This is a genomic window from Parapedobacter sp. 2B3, assembly GCF_041925275.1.
GTDB lineage: Bacteria > Bacteroidota > Bacteroidia > Sphingobacteriales > Sphingobacteriaceae > Parapedobacter > Parapedobacter pyrenivorans_A.
The window spans coordinates 57,388-76,102 of sequence record NZ_JBHEUZ010000008.1; the positions used below are offsets into that span (position 1 = coordinate 57,388).

The window sequence follows — 18,715 nt, forward strand, 5'->3', positions numbered from 1 at the left end:
GTTGTGTAAGGTTTAATCTATATTCAGTTATTCAATTTGGTTTTACTGTATATCCGGTATTCGCCCGGCTGCAGCGTCGCGCCGTACCCTGCCGGCAACGTTTCCGTCACGTTGGTGATGTTGTTATACCAGGCCCCCGCGGTGAGCTGCGGTACCTGCGCTTCGTGGGCTACCACGTCGAAATTGCCGATGATGAATACTTGTTGGTCGCTATGTGTGAGGCTTACGAACTTGATGGCATCGCCCAATACGTATTCGGCTTGGCCGGCCCTGAAAATCTCGTTGTTTGTTTTAAACCGGATAAACCGGCTGAACGCGCGGTATAGTGCCCGACGGTTACCCTGATTGTAGTCCCAGCGTATGGGCTTCTCCCCTGTCCTTCCGTTTTCGTCAATGGAAACATCATAACCCAGCTCACCGAACTGCCAGATCATTTTTGGTCCGGGGGCAGCAAACAGGAATGCAGCGGCCATTTCAACCCGCTTCAATGCGGTTTCCACGGCTTTGGTATCATAGCCGCCCGAACTGTTGCCGTATTGCAGGTTCTTATACATCAGCCGCTCTTCATCGTGGCTTTCCATGTAACTCACGAGGTTAGGTTGGTCGAAACCGTGCTCCGTATGGAACAGCCGGTCGAAGTTGGCATGGTCAAGCCACCCCATCGTGGCTTCGTTGAATGCATGGTTCACGTTGTTCCAGAGCAGCATGCCCTCGGCAGCCAATTCCTGTTCTTCGTGGTCGTCTGCGAAGTGCTCCAGAATAACATAGCTATCCCCGTCGACCGACCGGATAAAGTCGTTGTACGTTTTCCATATCGCCACGCGCGATGCATCGTAGGCACTCCACGCTCCCACCGCGTTATCGGAGGTGCCCGAGTTGGTCTGGGTAAACCCTTTGGAAAGGTCAAAGCGGAAACCGTCCACGTTGTATTCCTCCAGCCAGAACCGGAGCACATCTTTTACGAACGACTGGGTATAAGCACTTTCGTGGTTAAAATCATAACCCACATTGAACGGGTGCATCGGCTCCACGTTGAACCATGGGTTTTCCGCCGTGGGCCTGCCATTTTGGAAATACAGCTGTACCATGGGCGATTGGCCGAAAGAGTGGTTAAGCACCACGTCGAGGATTACCGCGATACCACGGCCGTGGCATTCGTCAATCAGCTGCTTCAGGTCGCTCTTGGTTCCATAGTATTTATCGGGTGCAAAATAAAACGACGGATTGTATCCCCAACTGGAATTACCCTCAAATTCGTTCACCGGCATCAGCTGGAGGGCATTGACGCCAAGATTGTCCAAATAATCCAGCGTGTCTGCAAGGGTGGTGTAGTTGCCTGCCGCAATGAAATCGCGGACAAGCAACTCATAGATAACCAGATCGTGCTTATCCGGTCGTTGGAAGCCGCCATGTTTCCACGAGTAGGCGGGTGCGTTGGCGTGCATCACGCTCACCAGGCCTGTTGTTTTACCTTGCGGATACGAGCGTTTAGCGGCCGGGAATGTGGCTGCTGGTATGTATTGGTCGTTGGCAGGGTCGAGCACAAGCTCCGTGTAAGGGTCGGCGATACGGAGATGGCCGTCCACCACAAACTGGTAACCGTACGCCTCGTTGGGGTCGAGGCCGGAAACTTCAAGCCACCAATGCTTACCATCGGGCGTTTGCTTCATCAATCCGCCGGTGCCCAGTGTCCAATCGTTGAAGTCGCCGATGAGGTATACCGATTTTTTAGCCGGTGCCGTCAGCGCAACCACGGCTGTCGTCCCCCCATTCCCGAATGTCACGCCGTTGGCAGCAGCGCCAGCGGGAAGTTCCGCCGTTTCCGGCTCACCAGCGACCAACAAGGAGAAACTGCTTTCGCTGGTCTGCCCGTTAGCTGTCGCCTTCACCGTAAACGTATAATTCCCTTCGTCGGCTAGGCTGTAGGAAGCGGTGAGCGATTTACCATTCGTCGATGCCAGCGAAATGCCATTCACCGATATATTCAGGTCTGCCTCGGAAGAGGAAAGCGCATGAAGGTTGATATCCTGTCCAACCAGCCATTCCCGGGCAGCGGGCGACGGCTCGAAAAGCGGGTGCATCTCGGGAGCCGCAAACCGTACTGCTAACTTACCGGCTTCGAAAAGCGGTACATAGAGATCGCTCCCATCGCTGTTCCTTGCCACCTGCGACCCGTCCGCGTTTCGCACGACGAGCGCTATCTTCAAGATTTCCTCGCCGGCCGGCACGCCAAAGAATGTCCGTGGACTGAGGGTGAGCTCGTAGCGGTCGGCCGACTTCCTTATCAAGCGCGTTGCGGCCGTGTTTTCTGCCCATTCCGTCTTTACATATTTCCAGTCGGTTCCGTCTTGGCTTTGCGATGTAATAACACCGATATGGACATAGCAATCATCCTGATATCCCTTTAGCCCGGCGTCTCCTTTCGTTGCGTCGAATCGAAGGGTAACTTCGCCCCCATCCGTCGGAAATGCCGGCGAAAAAGTCAGGAGACCGATCTCATTGATGGGCTCATCTGGGTCGCCCGGCAGGTTTCCATCATCGGCCGCATGCTTCCTGCAACCCATGGCTATGGGTACACCTACCAGCAACAAAACCATACTACGAAACGTTAATTGCATCACAAATCGGTTATCTAATCAGCTTCAGAACCAAGGCTTTAGCCTTCATTCATTTTTCGGGAACGTTCCCGAAACAGAAGTAAAGGTAGGGATTATTTCGAAATTGCCAAAAAAAAGTAATTTTTTTCTGGGTGCTGGTTTTAGGTTGCCGTACGGCCTTTCGGGTCGTTAGGTGTTCCCGCGGCAGCGCCACTGGATTGGCGCTCAATCAGTATGGACTCCAAGGTGAGGTGATTGTCGGGCGTCGATTTCAGCCCGCTGGCCAGTGCATCGAACAGTGCCGTCGCCGCAGTCACCCCCATATCGAATGCGGGCTGGGTAATGGTGCTCAGCGCTGGATGGAGCAGATCGGCAATTTCGAGGCTGGAGAACCCGATCACCTTCAGGTCGGCCGGCATCAAAATGCCCTCTTGGTGGCAGAAACGGTATGCAGCGATTGCCAGCCGTTCCACGGAGGCAAACACCCCATCGGGCCGCAGGTTATAGAATGCATTCCGAAGTCGTCGCTCGATTTCTTGCTTTTCGTTCGTACATTCCACGACCAGGTCGTCATCGTACTGCTGGCCTGCATCGCGTAGCGCATCCAAGTAGCCCTGTAAGCGTATTTTACCAATCGATACATGCTTATTGACCACGAGGTAAGCCACCCGCTTGCAGCCGTTATCGATCAGGTGCTTCGTAGCCGCGTAGCTACTCGCGTAGTCGTTCGCTGTTACGCGCGTAGCCTGTACGTCATCGTAGTAGCGGTCGAAAAAGACGAACGGTATGCTCCGCTTGGTTAATACATCAAGGTAGCCATGTTGGTATTCCTCGCCCGATACCGACATCACCACACCTTCTACCCTACCATTCCCGATGTCGGCTACGAATGCGGCTTCTTTTTCATAATCATCGTCGGTCACGTAGATCAAGGTGTGGTAACCCTTGGAGCGGGCCACCTTCTCGATACCATGGATGGCTTGGGAGAAAAAATTATTGGCAAACTCGGGTACGATGATGGCAATGGTCCGGCTTTTACGGTCGCGCAGGCTGCTGGCATATAAATTCGGTTGATAGCCCATGGCCGCCGCAGCGTCCAGAATACGTTGCTTGGTTTTCGCATTGATGTCACTGTTACCCCGAAACGCCCGAGATACGGTCGAGGTCGACAACCCCAACCGCTCGGCAAGCACTTTTATGTTTACGGTATCCATCGCCTATTCATTCGTTACCCTTCACAATCAATGTGCAACTATACACATTCCTAGTCCATTTCTCGCATACGAGCCAAACAAAAAGTCCTGATCGACGAACAACCAGGACTTTCTTAAGTTTATAATTAGTTGGTTTTGTGCAATAAAAATATGGAAATTAAGCTGACATCGTCAAATAATTTTCCCGAATATGTCATACTATTTCAACAAACAATCATAACTTGTTGTTAATCAAACCCTACCCGTAATCGCTATCAACGGGACATCTTTCCGGTAATGTAACAGCTTTGTGGTTTATCGGCATATCGGTACGGATCAGTACCGTGGATAAAAATATAAAACAGATTGCATGCCGAGTACGGCCTCCCCCAACGTATAATAGCCCTGGCCATCGGGCGCAAAGGCAACGGCCTCTCCCTGTGGTTCGGGCTGATAGGGTTGCAGCATGGCTGGGCGACTGGACATTTCTGCAATGGATTCGCCGGGCTTCCGTTTCCAGTAAAATACCTGGAGCAAGTTCTTTAAAAGCATTTCGGTACCATCGGGACTGATCGCTGCGGACGTAATAAAGGTGTGGGGCAGTACACCGACTTTACGGAGCATCAACGTATCACCGGGTATTTCAGGTAGTGCCGTAGCATAGATACCCACCTCCAGTTCGCGCTTACTGATCACGTACAACTGTTCGTCTAGTGGGTCGAAGAATAGTGATTCCGCATCCCGCGGTCCATCTTCGTAGCGTAGCACGAACGAGCGGACCTGTTCATTCGGCAGCGTATCCACCATTGGTGTTCGTATGGGAGCTGTGGGTTCCTTTAATACGTGCAAATGCACGTATGGCCGTTGACCGCGGTTGTCTCCAATATCGCCAATCAACAAGTAATGGCAGCCATCCCGTTCCATCATCGCTATATCTTCCCAGTCGTACGCTGATATCCCCTGCAAATAATAGGTGGCCTTGTGATGTGCCGAACCATCAATCAAGAATATCCTGGCCCCATCGCCACTGTCATTGTGGGTCCAGAAATGCCCCGTGTGCCCTACCGCCGCTACAAGTCCCGATGCCTCGTTGATTTCAGGGTTTTCAATGTTACCCCTGGCTTCCCTCGTACCGAATATGGTGGGGCTAACTTGGCCCACCGCACATTCAGCCAGCAGGAAATAGCCTATCCATGTCGCTATTTGTTTGCCAACCCACATGTCCGCCAAAATACGAATTAATTCAGCGCAAAAACATTTTCCCTATCTTTGTACACACAATTGTCACACACAGATGGATATACACCAATTTTACGATGAGGGGCTATCGCACGCATCCTACGCCGTACGAAATGAAGATCAAATCGCGTTAATCGATCCGGCGCGGGACCCCCGGCAATACCTCGACTTCGCCGAGCACCATGGCGCCAAAATCACCGCCATAATCGAGACACATCCCCACGCCGACTTTGTAAGCTCGCATTTGGAATTGCATCAGACCATCGGGGCCACATTGTATACCAGTGCATTGGTAGGTGCGGAATACCCCTATCAACCGTTTGACGAAGGTGACCGTATCGCCATGGGCAATGTACAGTTGGAAGCCCTCAACACCCCCGGACATTCCCCAGACAGCATCTGTATCTTACTCATAGACCCACAAAACAAACCACATTCGGTGTTCACGGGCGACACCTTGTTTGTTGGTGACGTGGGCCGGCCGGATTTACGTGAACGGGTGGGTAACATCACCGAAAAGGCCGCTGCATTGGCAAGGCAGTTGTACCGCTCCACGCGTGAAAAGTTAATGCGGCTTCCCGCCGATGTCTTGGTCTATCCTGCCCATGGCCCGGGCTCGTTGTGTGGAAAAAACATGGGTGACAACCGACACAGTACCATCGGAATCGAAATCAGCAGCAACTATGCGTTGCAACCCATGGATGAAGATGAGTTTGTCGCATTGATCATGGAACAACAACCCTTTATACCGCGCTATTTCGAATATGACGTGATGCTCAACAAAAAGGGCGCTCCGGCCTACCAAGCCAGTATCGACGCCATCCTTACGTTGAACGACCTATCCCTACGCGATAGGGATGTGCTCGTGGTGGATGGGCGCCCGCAAACAATGTTCCAATCCGGGCACTTACCCGGGGCCATCAATGTACCCGATGGACTGCGGTTCGAGACGTGGCTGGGAAGCATCGTCGACCCCGGTGAGGCGTTCTACCTCATGGCCGAAGATGCCCAACAATTACAAGCACTTATAGCGAAAATAGCGAAGATAGGTTATGACCAGCAGGCGGTCGGAAAGGCGGTGATAACCGGTGGTCCCGTACAAGCCGCATCATTCGACGAAAGGCACTTCGCCAAAAATCCCCAGAACTACACGATCGTCGATATCCGTAATAGTGACGAAGTGGCGGCGCAGCCCATTTTTTCCGGTTCTATCCCAATACCGCTCCCCGAACTACGTGCACACGCAGCGGCACTCCCTACAGACAAAACAATTGTGGTGCATTGTGCAGGGGGCTATCGTTCGGCCATCGGGGCGAGCATCGTAGCGGCAGCATTGCCCCATGCCACGGTGGTAGACTTCGGTGCGCACATCCACGAATTTAAGCCTGTAAGTTAATGTGGTCGGCCTTGACCGTTATATGCCTAACCTGCAGCGGTGGTTTCCTACAAGATTCGACCACCAATCCGGAATTTAGTGAACGGCTGAACAGCATCTACCGGCACAGTATACCGACGATTACCGTCGATGAACTTGCGGTCCTGATGAAGCAGGGTGCTGTGGTACTCGACGCACGCGAGCAGGAAGAATTTGATGTCAGCCACATCCGCCGTGCAAGGCACGTCGGTTACATCTGGTTTGACATGCGCGAAGTGTACGATATCCCCAAAACAGACACGGTGGTGGTCTATTGCGCCATCGGCAACCGTAGCGAACGGATTGGCGAAAAACTACTGAAAGCAGGCTATCGCCATGTGTTTAATCTATACGGTGGGATTTATGAATGGGTAAACCAACGCAACCCCGTATATAACGCCGATGACGTGCAAACCACCGAAGTACACGTATACGATAAAAACTGGTCACCGTGGCTCACTCGCGGCACGCCGGTGCACTGACCGTGCATGCCTAACTAGGCTACGGAAAATTCCTTGGCTGCCAGGTAGCGTTCGGCTTCGAGGGCAGCCATACAACCCGTTCCTGCAGCCGTAACCGCTTGGCGATACACGTGGTCCTGTACATCGCCGCAAGCAAATACACCTTCGATATTTGTGCGTGTACTGTCCGGCTGGGTAATCAGGTAACCGTTGGTGTCCATATCCAGCTTCCCTACAAACAATTCGGTATTGGGTTTGTGGCCAATGGCCACGAAGAAGCCCGTCACGGGAATGACCTCCTCTTCCAAGGTCTGGTTGTTATATACCCTTATACCCGTCACGCTCTGTCCATCCCCCACGATCTCTTTGGTTTCCGTATGGTAGTGTATTTCTATATTCGGCGTATTCAGCACCCGGTGCTGCATGGCTTTCGATGCGCGGAACTCATCCCGGCGCACCAGCATATGTACTTTGCTGGCCAGCTTCGCCAAATACGTTGCCTCTTCGGCTGCCGTATCGCCGGCTCCCACGATAGCGACGTCCTGCCCCTTAAAAAAGAAGCCATCGCACACCGCGCACGCGGACACGCCAAACCCGTTGTACTTTTGTTCGCTTTCGAGCCCCAGCCATTTCGCTGTCGCTCCGGTAGCAATAATCACTGTCTCGGCGATAATGGTCTTTTCGCCATCCACCACTATCCGATGGCCGCTGCCCGAAAAATCCACTTCGGTAATGTAACCGAAACGCACATCGGTACCAAAACGCTCCGCCTGCTTCCGGAAATCCTCCATCATCTGCGGGCCCAGCACGCCGTCGGTATAGCCAGGGAAATTCTCCACATCAGTGGTCTGCGTAAGCTGTCCCCCCGGTACGATACCGGTATACACTACGGGCTTCAGATCGGCACGGGCGGCATAAATCGCAGCAGTATACCCTGCCGGACCAGAACCGATAATCAGGCACTTTACGTGTTCAGTTTCTTGTGACATCGTGATAAATAAAAGTGAAGATGCAAAAATACGGGTTTACCCCCATTAATCAATAGTTGTTTGTCAGGCATGCGTAAGGAATGCCTTGCGGCTATTTCCCAAATTTCGCCTGCAAGTTCTTCAGCATGTCGTCGGTGATAGGGCCCGGCTTCCGCTTCGGCCGGTCATCCTTCTCCCCCCCTTCCTGCCTAGCGGATTGTTGCTGCGGGCGTTGCTCTTTCTGTTTGGCCCGGAATCGCTGCCACAGCCTATCCAAGCATTTTTTGGTGTACAACGGGAAATCACCTTGCATCATCCATGCATAGTAGCTGGGCTCCATGGCAAATACCGCTTCGACGGACCGGCCTTTATGCTTACCGAAGTTGAACACTTCTTCGCCTTGATCGTTGAACACCATGCGGCCTGCAAAATCCACCGGCCGGCTTAGGTTGGTGAAACGGTGCAGCGCCTCCACATCATTCACCACGGGTACTGACTTGTTGCCCGCCTTATCCTCCCACTCAATCCCCTGGTAGCGGTCCAATTGCGATCGCAGCACGTCATAGGTGGCCCGTGTATCATCTTCTGCACTGTGTGCATTGTCAAGGTCCTTATCGCAATAAAAACGGTATGCCGCTTTCAACGTGCGCTGTTCCATTTGGTGGAAGATATTCTGCACGTCGACGAAAAAACGGCCGGTCAGCGAGAAGTCCACCCCCGCCCGAAGGAATTCCTCCATCAGCATCGGGATATCAAACTTATTTGAATTATAGCCAGCCAAGTCCGCATCGCCTATAAACTCGGCAACCGCCGGCGCCACCTCTTTGAATGTGGGCGCCCCCTCTACATCCTTGTCGTATATCCCATGGATGACGGACGACTCCAATGGTATGGGCATTTCAGGGTTAATTTTCAGCGTCTTCACCGCTTCGCTTCCATCAGGCGATACTTTCAGGACAGAAATTTCCACGATACGGTCGGCAGATATGTTTACACCGGTGGTCTCCAGATCAAAAAAAGCCAACGGGCGTTGTAATTTAAGGTTCATTCAGAAATAATTTATTGCGGATGTTTGAGGAGTTGTATTGCGTATTCGACGATCAACTAAAAATAATAAGTCCCAACAGAATACCTACGACCATGATCAGATAAAGCAGCAGTTCATTCCCCGCAAAGCGTTTGTACTTCGTCCAAAAACTATAATCTTCCCTTTCCGGTTGTTTGACTTCCATTTGGCGGCAAAGATAACGATATTTTTCCATCCCAAGGGGCTATCTTTGCGCATCAGTCATCGATCGATGCACCCACCAATTGCCTGAACTTCCAGCTTGTCTGGTCGTTGGTGGGCCCCTGGGTTTGTTTCATGAGGATACCGATAATGCCCTCGCTGGGATCAGCGAAATACTGGGTATTGAAGTAACCACCCCACACGAACGTACCTTCGCCGCCCAAGCCCCCCTTGGCCACCCCCTGCCCTGTCAGCATTCCGAAAGCCAAACCGTAATCCTCTTCATCGCCGCCAAACAGGTTGCCTGTTTGGTTTTTCATGATGGTAGCCACCGTGGTGCGGCTCAATATGCGGACACCGTTGAGCTCCCCACCATTGAGGTACATCTGCAGGAAGGTTGCATAATCTTTCGCCGTACTGCTTAATCCTGCACCGCCCCCGAAAAATGTCCGCGCACCTTTGACAGGGTAATCCGGGTCGTAAAACGTGTATGGAAACGCTTCCCATTGGCCATCCACCTTATATTGTATGTCTACCAAGCGATGGGCCTTATTGTCCGGCAGGTAAAACCACGTATCGTCCATGCCCAGCGGATCGAACAGCCGCTCGCGCAGGAAGCGGTCAAAGGACATGCCCGACACGATCTCGACGAGATAGCCCAGCACATCCAGGCCCAAGCTGTACGTATAACGTTCGCCCGGATCGTGGTGCAGCGGCAGCTTGGCCAGTTGCTTCACCAAGTCACTGATGCGTACCTCGTCGGTAGCGAATACCTCTTTGGTACCGGCTTTCTTATAAAGCAACTTCATCCGCTCGTCACCGTCGATTACGCCATACCCAATACCCGATGTGTGCGTGAGCAGGTGCCGGATGGTGATTTCCTTGTTGGCTGGCCGTGTGGTAAAAGTGGTATCGCTATACTTGAACGATTGCAGCACTTGCGGATTTTTAAATTCGGGGATATAGTCTGATATCGGATCGTCCAATTGGAATTTTCCTTCTTCCCACAACATCATCACCGCTGTGGCGGTAATAGCCTTTGTCTGTGAGGCGATACGGAAAATATCGTCCGGCTGCAGCTTGCGGTCGGCATCGGCGCTACCGAATGCTTTATGGTATACGATCTTGCCGTTGCGTGCCACCAACGCCACCACTCCCGGGATTTGCCCTTCGGCAACCGATTCCTGAAGCATGGCATCAATCCTTGCCAGCCGTTCCGGCGACATGCCCACCGTGCCCGGAGGCGCCGGCATGAGCGGGGAAGATTTTTTGGACGATGGGGTCTGGGCATGCAGTGACAGGGCCACTGCAGCAAATACAAGGGTCAAAAGGATTTTCATATTACGCTATCGCTGGTTATTCAGCGGGCAAAATAAGCAAATTTCCAACTAATTGAAAATCAATACGCATGCCCCGGCTTATTATCTTACATGCCGTAGCGCTGAGCAAGGCACTTAGAGTTCCTTGATCAACACGTCTTTCCACCGCACCTTGATACCACCTCCATCATGTATCTGTAGGGCAATGAATCCCGTTGCGGCTCCTATCTTCTCATCCGAAAGCTCAACCATCTTCTTCCCATTCAGCCACGTGGTCACTTGGTTCCCCGATGCGCGTATTTTCATCGTATTCCAGCCATCTGCCTTCAGGATTTTTTCCTTGCTGGGGTCGGGTTTGATCAGCCAGCCGCGGCCATAGGATTCATAGATACCCCCGGTATGGTTATTTGGCGGGGCTACCTCCACTTGCCACCCTTCGATTTTCAGGCCGTCAATGTCTGAGCGGATGAACACGCCGCTATTTCCATTGGCTTCCAACTTAAAGCGCACCCGCAGTTCAAAATCATGGTAAGACGTTTCCGTAGACAAGTAGCCATATTGCTTGTCCGGCCCGCTTTCGCAGACCAATTCGCCATTTTCCACGTACCATTTCTCGGTGCCGTGGACGGTCCATCCCGATAGGTCCTTTCCATTGAATAAGGGTTTGAACTGCGCAAATGACGCAATACTGAGCATCAGCAGGAATGCTGTTAAGTGATATTTTCTATTCATGGTCATCAAGTATATTTCTGTTAGTTGTTTATTCACTCCTATTCCGGCACCACGATGGCAAGGAGCAAAACGCTTCCTGAACGGCTATTTTGTCGCTACCAGTTCGATGTCCAACTCGAACTCATCCAAAATGGCCCGGTCTCCCAACCCGCTGAAGAAGTTCCCCGAGCGGTATTTGATATCAAACTGCGTGCGGTTTATTTTAACGCCTTTCGCGGTGGCGTGCAGGGTACTTCCCACTTGGTGAACCTCGGCCGGAAACGTGATGGACCTGGTAATGCCTTTGATGGTCAATTCGCCCGTAATGGTTACATCGTTGTCTGACCCTCTCACCTTCGTGACACCAAAGGTAGCCTCGGGAAATTGCTTGGCATCGAAAAAATCTTCATTTTTCAGGTGGTCTTCCAGCCGGGTAGCCCGTCCTCCAGTGAGGTCGGTCACCGCGATGGAACCGATATCAGCCGTAAAGCTAGCTCCCGTCAGCTTACCCTTTTCAACCATCAATGCACCTCTACTCAAGCCGATGGTGCCGGTATGCTTCCCACCGGCAACGTTTTGCCCAACCCAGCTGATTTTCGATTGGCTGGTATCCACGTTAAAAACTTCCGCAGCGGAAGGCGCAAATGCATAAAATACAACAATCGTGGCAACAGCCACCAGTGACGAGGCAACGGTTATCTTCATCAGTTTCTATTTTGCGTTAAAGATAATCAGCAATTAGCCTGCTAGCGCACGCGGGGCGTGTAATTTTTTCATTGCCATCCGGCGCAGGGACCACTTACCTGCCCTTACAACTCATACGCCAGATGTTCACAGGCGAGCCCCGCCCCTGCCAACAGCCGTTCAACTGCTCCGGGCCGGATACCGAGCGCCACGATCCGGAGAATCTTATCGCAGTCTTCCAAATCGAAACTCCATTGCTTTATCTCCCCAACCGATCCAAATAAAACCGCCACCTGTTGTACATGCGCCGTGGTATGCACCCCAGTCTTAAATATAAATATATCAGTCGCCATTGGCTTCTCCTTTTACTTATTGCGTTTCACCATCGCCGGCCTCTTTTTCCGGCACCTCTTTTTCCGGCATGTCGCCGATATCCTCCCAGCAGTGCGATCTTGACCGCATGTACGCACGTACCCGTGCTTTGTCTTCCTCGTTCATCTGGTCAAATTTCCGTCCCATCGCCTTTTTCCGCCACCGTGGGCCACCCCTTCTCGGCCCGCCCCCGCCAAAACCAAATAGGATTTTACATAAAAAGAACAGCGCGATGGCCTGCCAAAGATTGATGGCGCTGATACCGAACAACACCGGCAGGGTGTAATTCCAAAGGTGCATGATGAGGAAACCCACCAAAAAGACGAAAGCTACCGCAATAATCGGGATGAGGACGAAGCGCATCTTGCTTCTAAACAACGTTTTCATACTTATTCTAGTTAAATTACTTGTCTGTTAATTCGTCATAAAAGATTTTCAGGCGCTTTCTCAGGTGCAAGACGGCGTAGTGCTTGCGCGAAACCAGCTTACCAACCGGTTCGCCGGTAAATGCAGCTATTTCTGCAAAGGGAATCTGTTCCAACTCGTGCCAAACGAACACATCCCGCTGCGCTGCCGGCAATTCTTCCAACGCCCGGTACAACTGCTCCCAAACCATGCGTTCCTGATACTTGGCCTCGGGATTGCCGTCAACAGCCACGGGCATGCTTCCGGGCCCGTTTTTTTCCGAGTCTTCGGGTACACCATTTTTCCAGAACGTCTCGCTTTTCTTCCGCCGCTTATCGACAATCCGGTTCGTCGCCACGCGGTAAAGCCACCCGCCCACTTGCTCTACCGGATAGGAATTGATGACCGCACTCAACCGATACCACACATCCTGCAGGATATCTTCGGCATCGGCGTCGCTATTCACCCGCTTCCGGATAAAGCCCAGCAATCCTTTGCCGTAGGCCGTTATCGTAGCGGCGATCCTGCGTTGCTTTTCATCGGTCATCTTTCCACGCGATTAGTCATTTCATTTGCCAACTACCGATATAGACGAACAAGCGCTAAAAACATTTCAATAAAACTTCAATTTGTTCTTATCCCCCACACCACATCGCGCGGGCGATATTTGATAATTTGTGTATCTTTGGATATGGTTGTCTTTATAACGGTATATCATGGGTAATGGGAATACGGTGTCTTGCTGCGACACATCTCATGCGCATGGCGGAAGTCATAACCACGGTGCCAGCCGGTCTACCTTCGGGCTTTTCCTGCCTGCTATCATAAGCTTTATCTTGCTCCTCATCGGGCTCGCCTTTGACAATGGCTGGCTTGCACGGCCAACATTCTTCGAAGGCTGGATACGGTTGGTGTGGTACGCGGTAGCTTATCTTCCAGTAGGTGGTCCCGTGATCGTGGAGATGTTTCAAGCCTTTGCCAAAGGCGAACTTTTCTCAGAGTTCACGCTCATGGTCATCGCTACGCTCGGAGCTTTTTTCATCGGCGAGTACCCCGAAGGCGTGGCCGTCATGCTCTTCTATACGGTGGGCGAAAATTTGCAGGGTATGGCGGTACGCCGGGCTAAAGGCAACATCAAGGCACTTTTGGACCAACGGCCCGATGAGGTCACCGTCCTCGAGTCGGGCACGCCCCTTACCCTCAAAGCCGAACAGGCCGCCGTTGGGATGACCATACAGCTCAAGCCCGGCGAGAAACTCGCATTGGACGGCGAATTGCTTTCCGAACGCGCGTCGTTCGATACCGCTGCGCTGACCGGTGAGAGCAAACCGGCCACGAAAGAAAAAGGCGAGTTGGTATTGGCCGGCATGATCAACTTGAATACGGTGGCCCAGGTGCGTATCACGGCGGCTTATACCGATAGCAAACTTAGCCGCATCATTGCCTTGGTACAGGATGCCACGGCACAGAAAGCACCTACCGAACTATTCATCCGGAAATTCGCAAAGGTCTACACACCCATTGTCGTGTTGTTGGCCGCACTCATCGTGCTGGTGCCCGCTTTGTTTGTGGCCGATTATGTATTTAACGATTGGTTGTACCGGGCGCTGGTGTTTTTGGTGATTTCCTGTCCCTGCGCGTTGGTCATTTCCATCCCTCTTGGCTATTTCGGCGGCATCGGTGCCGCCAGCCGGCACGGTATCCTCTTCAAAGGCAGCAATTTCCTCGATACCTTGGCGCACGTCCGGCACGTGGTCATGGACAAGACCGGCACATTGACTAAAGGGGTGTTCCGCGTACAAGAGGTCCTGATCGCCGACTCGTTCGATCGCCCAACGATACTCCGGTGGGTCGACGCATTGGAGCGCCATAGCACCCATCCCGTGGCCACGGCAATCCACGACTATGTCGGCGCAACCAACGGGTCAGTGCCGTTGGAGCGCGTGGAAGAAATGGCCGGGCTTGGCATGGCGGCCGCCATCGAGGGGAAGCAACTGCTGGTGGGTAGTTTCAAACTGCTCGACCAATCCGGAATAACGTACAACGTAGATACAAACACGTTAACCGACACGGTGGTGGCGGTAGCATACGATGGCCAATTTGTGGGGCACCTCGTCATCGCCGATGAAGTAAAGGCCGATGCAGAAGATGCCATCAGGCAACTGAAAGCACTCGGCGTTACCCCTACCATGCTTAGCGGCGACCGCGCAGCGGTGGTACGGGCGGTCGCCGGCAAGTTGGGCATTGCCGATGCATATGGCGACCTACTTCCCGCCGACAAGGCGAGCAAGCTAACCGAAATAAAATCGGTAAACCACCGCGCCGCATTTGTGGGCGATGGCGTGAATGATGCGCCCGTCGTTGCCCTCAGCGATGTGGGGATAGCCATGGGGGGTCTGGGCAGCGATGCCACCATCGAGACCGCCGATGTGGTGATCCAAGACGACCGTCCGGGCAAGATTCCGACGGCCATACGCATTGGCCGCGCCACACGCCGCATAGTCTGGCAAAATATAACGATGGCCTTCGCGGTGAAAGCCATAGTGCTTATCCTTGGGGCGGGCGGGCTGGCCGGCATGTGGGAAGCCGTTTTTGCCGACGTGGGCGTTGCTTTACTGGCCATTGGCAATGCCATACGCATCCAGCGGATGCGGTTCTAACTTATTTTTTATAAATTTGTTGCTTACCAAAACACAATTATGAAGCATTCTATTGACAGAAAACAATTCCTCCAAGCGATGTCGTTGCTGGCTGGTTCGTCTTTATTACCCGCTTCGGCATGGGCGGCTATTCGCAGCAACCCTGCCAGCAAAATGAAACTTGGGCTCGTTACTTACCTGTGGGGCAAGGATTGGGATGTTCCCACCCTCATTGCCAACTGTACGGCCACGGGTTTGACGGGTGTGGAGCTGCGTGTGGATCATGCGCACGGCGTTTCGCCCGAAATGGGCAAGCGCGAGCGGCGATTGGTGAGGGATCGGTTTGCCGATAGTGCCGTGGAATGCGTGGGCATGGGCACCAACGAGCAGTACGATTTCCCTGACCTGCAACGGCTACAGACGTCCATTGCACGCACCAAGGAGTTCATCCAACTGAGTGCCGATATCGGTGGCAGCGGTGTAAAAGTGAAGCCCAATGCGTTCCATAGTGGCATACCGCGCGAAAAAACCATGGCGCAAATCGGCGCAGCGCTGAACGAACTTGCCGCCTATGCTGCCGATCTGGGGCAGCAACTCCGTCTGGAAGTGCATGGCAACGAAACGCAAGACCTTCCCAATATCAAAACCATCATGGACCATGCCGATCATCCCAATGCCACCATCTGCTGGAACTGCAATCCGCAGGACCTGGACGGGGAAGGTTTCCAATACAACTTCAATCTCGTGAAAGACCGCTTTGGCGATACCATACATGTGCGCGAACTCGACCGTACGGACTATCCCTACCCTGCATTGCTGGAGAACCTTGCCCACATGGAGTATGGCGGATGGATATTGCTGGAATGCCACACCGATCCTGCTGATAAGGTAAAGTCTATGCATGAGCAGCGCGCTGTTTTCGACCGGATGACGTCGGCGTAAGCGCAGCGGGGTTATTCGTTCCCCGCCGCGAAGTCGTTGCTTTTAGCCAATAATTTCACGCTTTCCGCCAGCCGGATAAATTCTGCCCGGTAGCCTTCGTCATCTGCTCCCTTGGCTCCTTTGGCCCGGGCGATCAACTGGTCGTAGTTTGCCTGCTGTTTGTAGTCCGAATGGCGTAGCAGCATACCCAGTTCGGCCACGGCACTGGCAAACCGGAAATCGGTAGAGGCGTTGGTAAGCTCCAGTGGCCGGTCGGCCACAACCACCTGTTGCAACCGGCTTTTATCCCCATCCGGCTCCTTATAGCGGAATTTCACTGTCGCCACTTCGCTACTGTTGCCCACTATGGGCCGCTCCCTCGCCGGCTGGTATTTCAGCGGGTCCACATCACCGGGGTAGTTGCTCTTCACCCCTACGGGTACGATCTCATAAAGCGCGGTTACGGTGTGGCCTACACCCATATCGCCGCCCAATTTCTCGTCGTTATTAAAGTCTTCCTTTTCCAATAATCGATTTTCATACCCCAACAGTCTATATGCCTGCACCTTGGCCGGATTGAACTCTACCTGTACCTTTACATCTTTAGCCACCGTAAATAGCGTACCGCCAAACTCGGTAACCATCGCTTTGCGGGCTTCGGTGATGTTGTCGATATAGGCATAATTCCCGTGCCCTTTATTGGCGAGCAGTTCCATCTTGCTGTCCTTGAGGTTGCCCATACCGAAACCCAGCACGGATAAGCTAACGCCACGCTGCCGTTCTTTGGCAATGAGCTGCTCCATATCGCCATCGCTAGAAGGCCCCACATTGAAATCACCGTCTGAAGCAAGGATAATACGGTTGTTTCCGCCTTTGATGAAGTGCTGCTGTGCCGTGCGGTAGGCCAGTTGGAGACCAGCACCGCCAGCGGTTGATCCATTCGCGTTGAGTGCGTCAATCGCATCCTTTATCTTGGTTTTCTGGCTTCCCGGAGTGCTTTCCAAGGCCACATGTGCCGAACCGGCATAGGTCACAATGGCCACCTGGTCGTTACCGCGTAACTGGTCGACCAATAGTTTCATCGATGCCTGTGCCAACGGCAGCCTATTGGCGCCCATCATCGATCCCGAAACATCAATAAGGAACACGAGGTTGGATGGTGGTAGTTTATCGGCAGGCACCGACTTGGCCTTCAGGCCGATGCGCAACAGACGATGTTTGGGGTTCCAAGGTGCAGTTGCCAGTTCGGTATGGATGGCCACCGGTTCATTGGTTGACGGCCCCTTGAGGTCATACTGGAAATAATTGACCATTTCCTCAATCCGAACGGCGTCTTTGGGTGGCAACTGACCATTGTTGATGAAGCGGCGGAAATTGCTGTACGAGGCGGCATCCACATCGATGGCGAACGTAGAAAGCGCTTCATCCAATGGACTATGGAACTTGTTTTCGGTTATACCTGCGTACGACTCCGTGTTGGTCGGTCGTGGCATAAACACCTGTGGAGCATACGTCATCCGCGACACGCCACTGGCCCGGACGTTTGCTACGCTCCCTGCCATCTCCGCTATCACCTGCTTACCGTGTCCCACAACGATCACTTCATCAAGCCGTTGTTTTGCGGGTTCGAGGTGCACGTCTATTACACTTTCCTTCCCTATTTTTACCCGCCGGTTTTCATATCCGATGAACTGGAACAGCAGGTATTTACCTTTTTCGGCCCGGATGGAATAAGCGCCCTTCGCATCGGTCTTGGTAGCTACGTGAGTACCTTCGAGCAAAACAGTGACGTTGGCCAATGCGACGCCCGTTTGTTGATCATAAACCGTTCCGCTGATGGTTAGCGGTGTTTCCGTACGGTATCCCACCAGGGATAACGAAAGGACCATTGCAATGCATATCGACTTCATAATGTTTGAATTTTGCCGAAGGATGCGCATGCACACAAATTTCCACAAACCAGAAAAAAAAATTACTTTCACCCACCCATGGGCGGATTCGGTACACCAAAAAAAAACATCGACGACGAAGTACTTCTGCGGCGCTATCGCGACAACGGTGATTTGGCCGTGCTTGGCGAACTCTATGAGGCCCACGCCGAAATGGTCTACTACGTGTGCATGCGTTACCTCAAGGATAGCGAGCGCAGCAAGGATGCGGTGATGCAGATTTTTGAGGAACTCATCCATAAGGTCAATAAACAGGAAATCCAGCGCTTCGGCAGCTGGCTGTACGTACTTAGCCGAAACCATTGCCTCATGCAATTGCGTGCCGAGAAAAACAGGCATCACGTTTCCATCGATGAATTTGTGGAATTTCCCCTCGCTGTGCATCCGGAGGACGAGGCAGGCGAAAAGGAACGGCAGCTCACGGCACTGGAACGCTGCATGGACCAGCTACCCGAAAAACAAAAACGTAGCGTAGATTTGTTTTTCTTAAACGAGAAGTGCTATAAGGAGATAGCCGAATTGACCGGATATAGCTTAAAAGAGGTGAAGAGCTACATCCAGAATGGTAAACGGAATTTAAAATTGTGCATGGAGGCCAACCATGGAAAAGGGTAA

The 18,715-nt window shown here is 52.6% G+C and carries 18 protein-coding genes; 5 read left to right on the top strand and 13 right to left on the bottom strand.

Translation table 11 applies throughout. The annotated features are described in order from the left end of the window. Positions 1 to 23 precede the first annotated feature (23 nt). From ACEVG1_RS10595 to ACEVG1_RS10605, 3 genes are all read right to left on the bottom strand, one after another. The gene (locus ACEVG1_RS10595; protein WP_374743637.1) at positions 24 to 2,618 is read right to left on the bottom strand and encodes an alpha-amylase family glycosyl hydrolase; all 2,595 of its coding nucleotides are present in this window, start codon (positions 2,616 to 2,618) and stop codon (positions 24 to 26) included. 140 nt (positions 2,619 to 2,758) lie between these two features. Continuing rightward, positions 2,759 to 3,811, bottom strand: coding sequence for a LacI family DNA-binding transcriptional regulator (locus tag ACEVG1_RS10600; protein WP_374743638.1), 1,053 nt, complete (start codon positions 3,809 to 3,811; stop codon positions 2,759 to 2,761). 315 nt (positions 3,812 to 4,126) lie between these two features. Then, entirely contained in the window at positions 4,127 to 5,011 is an 885-nt protein-coding gene (locus ACEVG1_RS10605) for a hypothetical protein (RefSeq protein WP_374743639.1), read from the bottom strand. A gap of 73 nt (positions 5,012 to 5,084) precedes the next feature. On the opposite strand from ACEVG1_RS10605, the gene ACEVG1_RS10610 reads away from it, so the two are divergent. Both ACEVG1_RS10610 and ACEVG1_RS10615 read left to right on the top strand, forming a co-directional pair. Next, positions 5,085 to 6,425, top strand: coding sequence for an MBL fold metallo-hydrolase (locus tag ACEVG1_RS10610; RefSeq protein ID WP_374743640.1), 1,341 nt, complete (start codon positions 5,085 to 5,087; stop codon positions 6,423 to 6,425). Then, entirely contained in the window at positions 6,425 to 6,925 is a 501-nt protein-coding gene (locus ACEVG1_RS10615) for a rhodanese-like domain-containing protein (protein WP_374743641.1), read from the top strand. The genes ACEVG1_RS10610 and ACEVG1_RS10615 overlap by 1 nt, the downstream gene beginning before the upstream one ends. A gap of 14 nt (positions 6,926 to 6,939) precedes the next feature. On the opposite strand, the gene trxB is transcribed toward ACEVG1_RS10615, so the two are convergent. The 9 genes from trxB to ACEVG1_RS10660 all read right to left on the bottom strand — a co-directional run bounded on the left by trxB (position 6,940) and on the right by ACEVG1_RS10660 (position 13,138). Beyond that, positions 6,940 to 7,893, bottom strand: coding sequence for a thioredoxin-disulfide reductase (gene trxB, locus ACEVG1_RS10620; protein ID WP_374743642.1), 954 nt, complete (start codon positions 7,891 to 7,893; stop codon positions 6,940 to 6,942). A 91-nt stretch (positions 7,894 to 7,984) separates the two neighbouring features. Further along, positions 7,985 to 8,920: an exonuclease domain-containing protein gene (locus ACEVG1_RS10625; RefSeq protein WP_374743643.1), complete on the bottom strand. Its 936-nt coding sequence runs from the start codon at positions 8,918 to 8,920 to the stop codon at positions 7,985 to 7,987. Between the two features lie 52 nt (positions 8,921 to 8,972). Further along, positions 8,973 to 9,134, bottom strand: coding sequence for a hypothetical protein (locus ACEVG1_RS10630; protein ID WP_374743644.1), 162 nt, complete (start codon positions 9,132 to 9,134; stop codon positions 8,973 to 8,975). A 22-nt stretch (positions 9,135 to 9,156) separates the two neighbouring features. Then, on the bottom strand, positions 9,157 to 10,440 hold the full coding sequence (locus ACEVG1_RS10635) for a serine hydrolase domain-containing protein (RefSeq protein ID WP_374743645.1): 1,284 nt from the start codon (positions 10,438 to 10,440) through the stop codon (positions 9,157 to 9,159). Positions 10,441 to 10,554: 114 nt separating this feature from the next. Next, entirely contained in the window at positions 10,555 to 11,151 is a 597-nt protein-coding gene (locus ACEVG1_RS10640) for a DUF1080 domain-containing protein (protein ID WP_374743646.1), read from the bottom strand. Positions 11,152 to 11,235: 84 nt separating this feature from the next. Then, a complete protein-coding gene (locus ACEVG1_RS10645) occupies positions 11,236 to 11,835 on the bottom strand; it encodes a YceI family protein (RefSeq protein ID WP_374743647.1) in 600 nt (199 codons plus the stop codon). A 104-nt stretch (positions 11,836 to 11,939) separates the two neighbouring features. Further along, positions 11,940 to 12,167 (bottom strand): hypothetical protein, encoded by a 228-nt coding sequence (locus tag ACEVG1_RS10650; RefSeq protein ID WP_374743648.1) that lies wholly within the window; start codon positions 12,165 to 12,167, stop codon positions 11,940 to 11,942. Positions 12,168 to 12,183: 16 nt separating this feature from the next. Beyond that, positions 12,184 to 12,573: a DUF948 domain-containing protein gene (locus ACEVG1_RS10655; protein WP_374743649.1), complete on the bottom strand. Its 390-nt coding sequence runs from the start codon at positions 12,571 to 12,573 to the stop codon at positions 12,184 to 12,186. Between the two features lie 16 nt (positions 12,574 to 12,589). Beyond that, positions 12,590 to 13,138 (bottom strand): RNA polymerase sigma factor, encoded by a 549-nt coding sequence (locus ACEVG1_RS10660; protein ID WP_374743650.1) that lies wholly within the window; start codon positions 13,136 to 13,138, stop codon positions 12,590 to 12,592. A 169-nt stretch (positions 13,139 to 13,307) separates the two neighbouring features. Here ACEVG1_RS10660 and ACEVG1_RS10665 point away from each other — a divergent pair, with 169 nt between their 5' ends. Together ACEVG1_RS10665 and ACEVG1_RS10670 are read left to right on the top strand one after the other, a co-directional pair. Beyond that, entirely contained in the window at positions 13,308 to 15,251 is a 1,944-nt protein-coding gene (locus ACEVG1_RS10665) for a heavy metal translocating P-type ATPase (RefSeq protein ID WP_374743651.1), read from the top strand. A gap of 39 nt (positions 15,252 to 15,290) precedes the next feature. Further along, positions 15,291 to 16,172, top strand: a complete 882-nt coding sequence (locus ACEVG1_RS10670) for a sugar phosphate isomerase/epimerase family protein (protein WP_374743652.1) — start codon at positions 15,291 to 15,293, stop codon at positions 16,170 to 16,172. Positions 16,173 to 16,183: 11 nt separating this feature from the next. On the opposite strand, the gene ACEVG1_RS10675 is transcribed toward ACEVG1_RS10670, so the two are convergent. Next, a complete protein-coding gene (locus tag ACEVG1_RS10675; protein ID WP_374743653.1) occupies positions 16,184 to 18,061 on the bottom strand; it encodes a von Willebrand factor type A domain-containing protein in 1,878 nt (625 codons plus the stop codon). Positions 18,062 to 18,139: 78 nt separating this feature from the next. Between ACEVG1_RS10675 and ACEVG1_RS10680 the strand changes: the two genes are divergently transcribed. Further along, positions 18,140 to 18,715, top strand: a complete 576-nt coding sequence (locus ACEVG1_RS10680) for an RNA polymerase sigma factor (protein WP_374743654.1) — start codon at positions 18,140 to 18,142, stop codon at positions 18,713 to 18,715.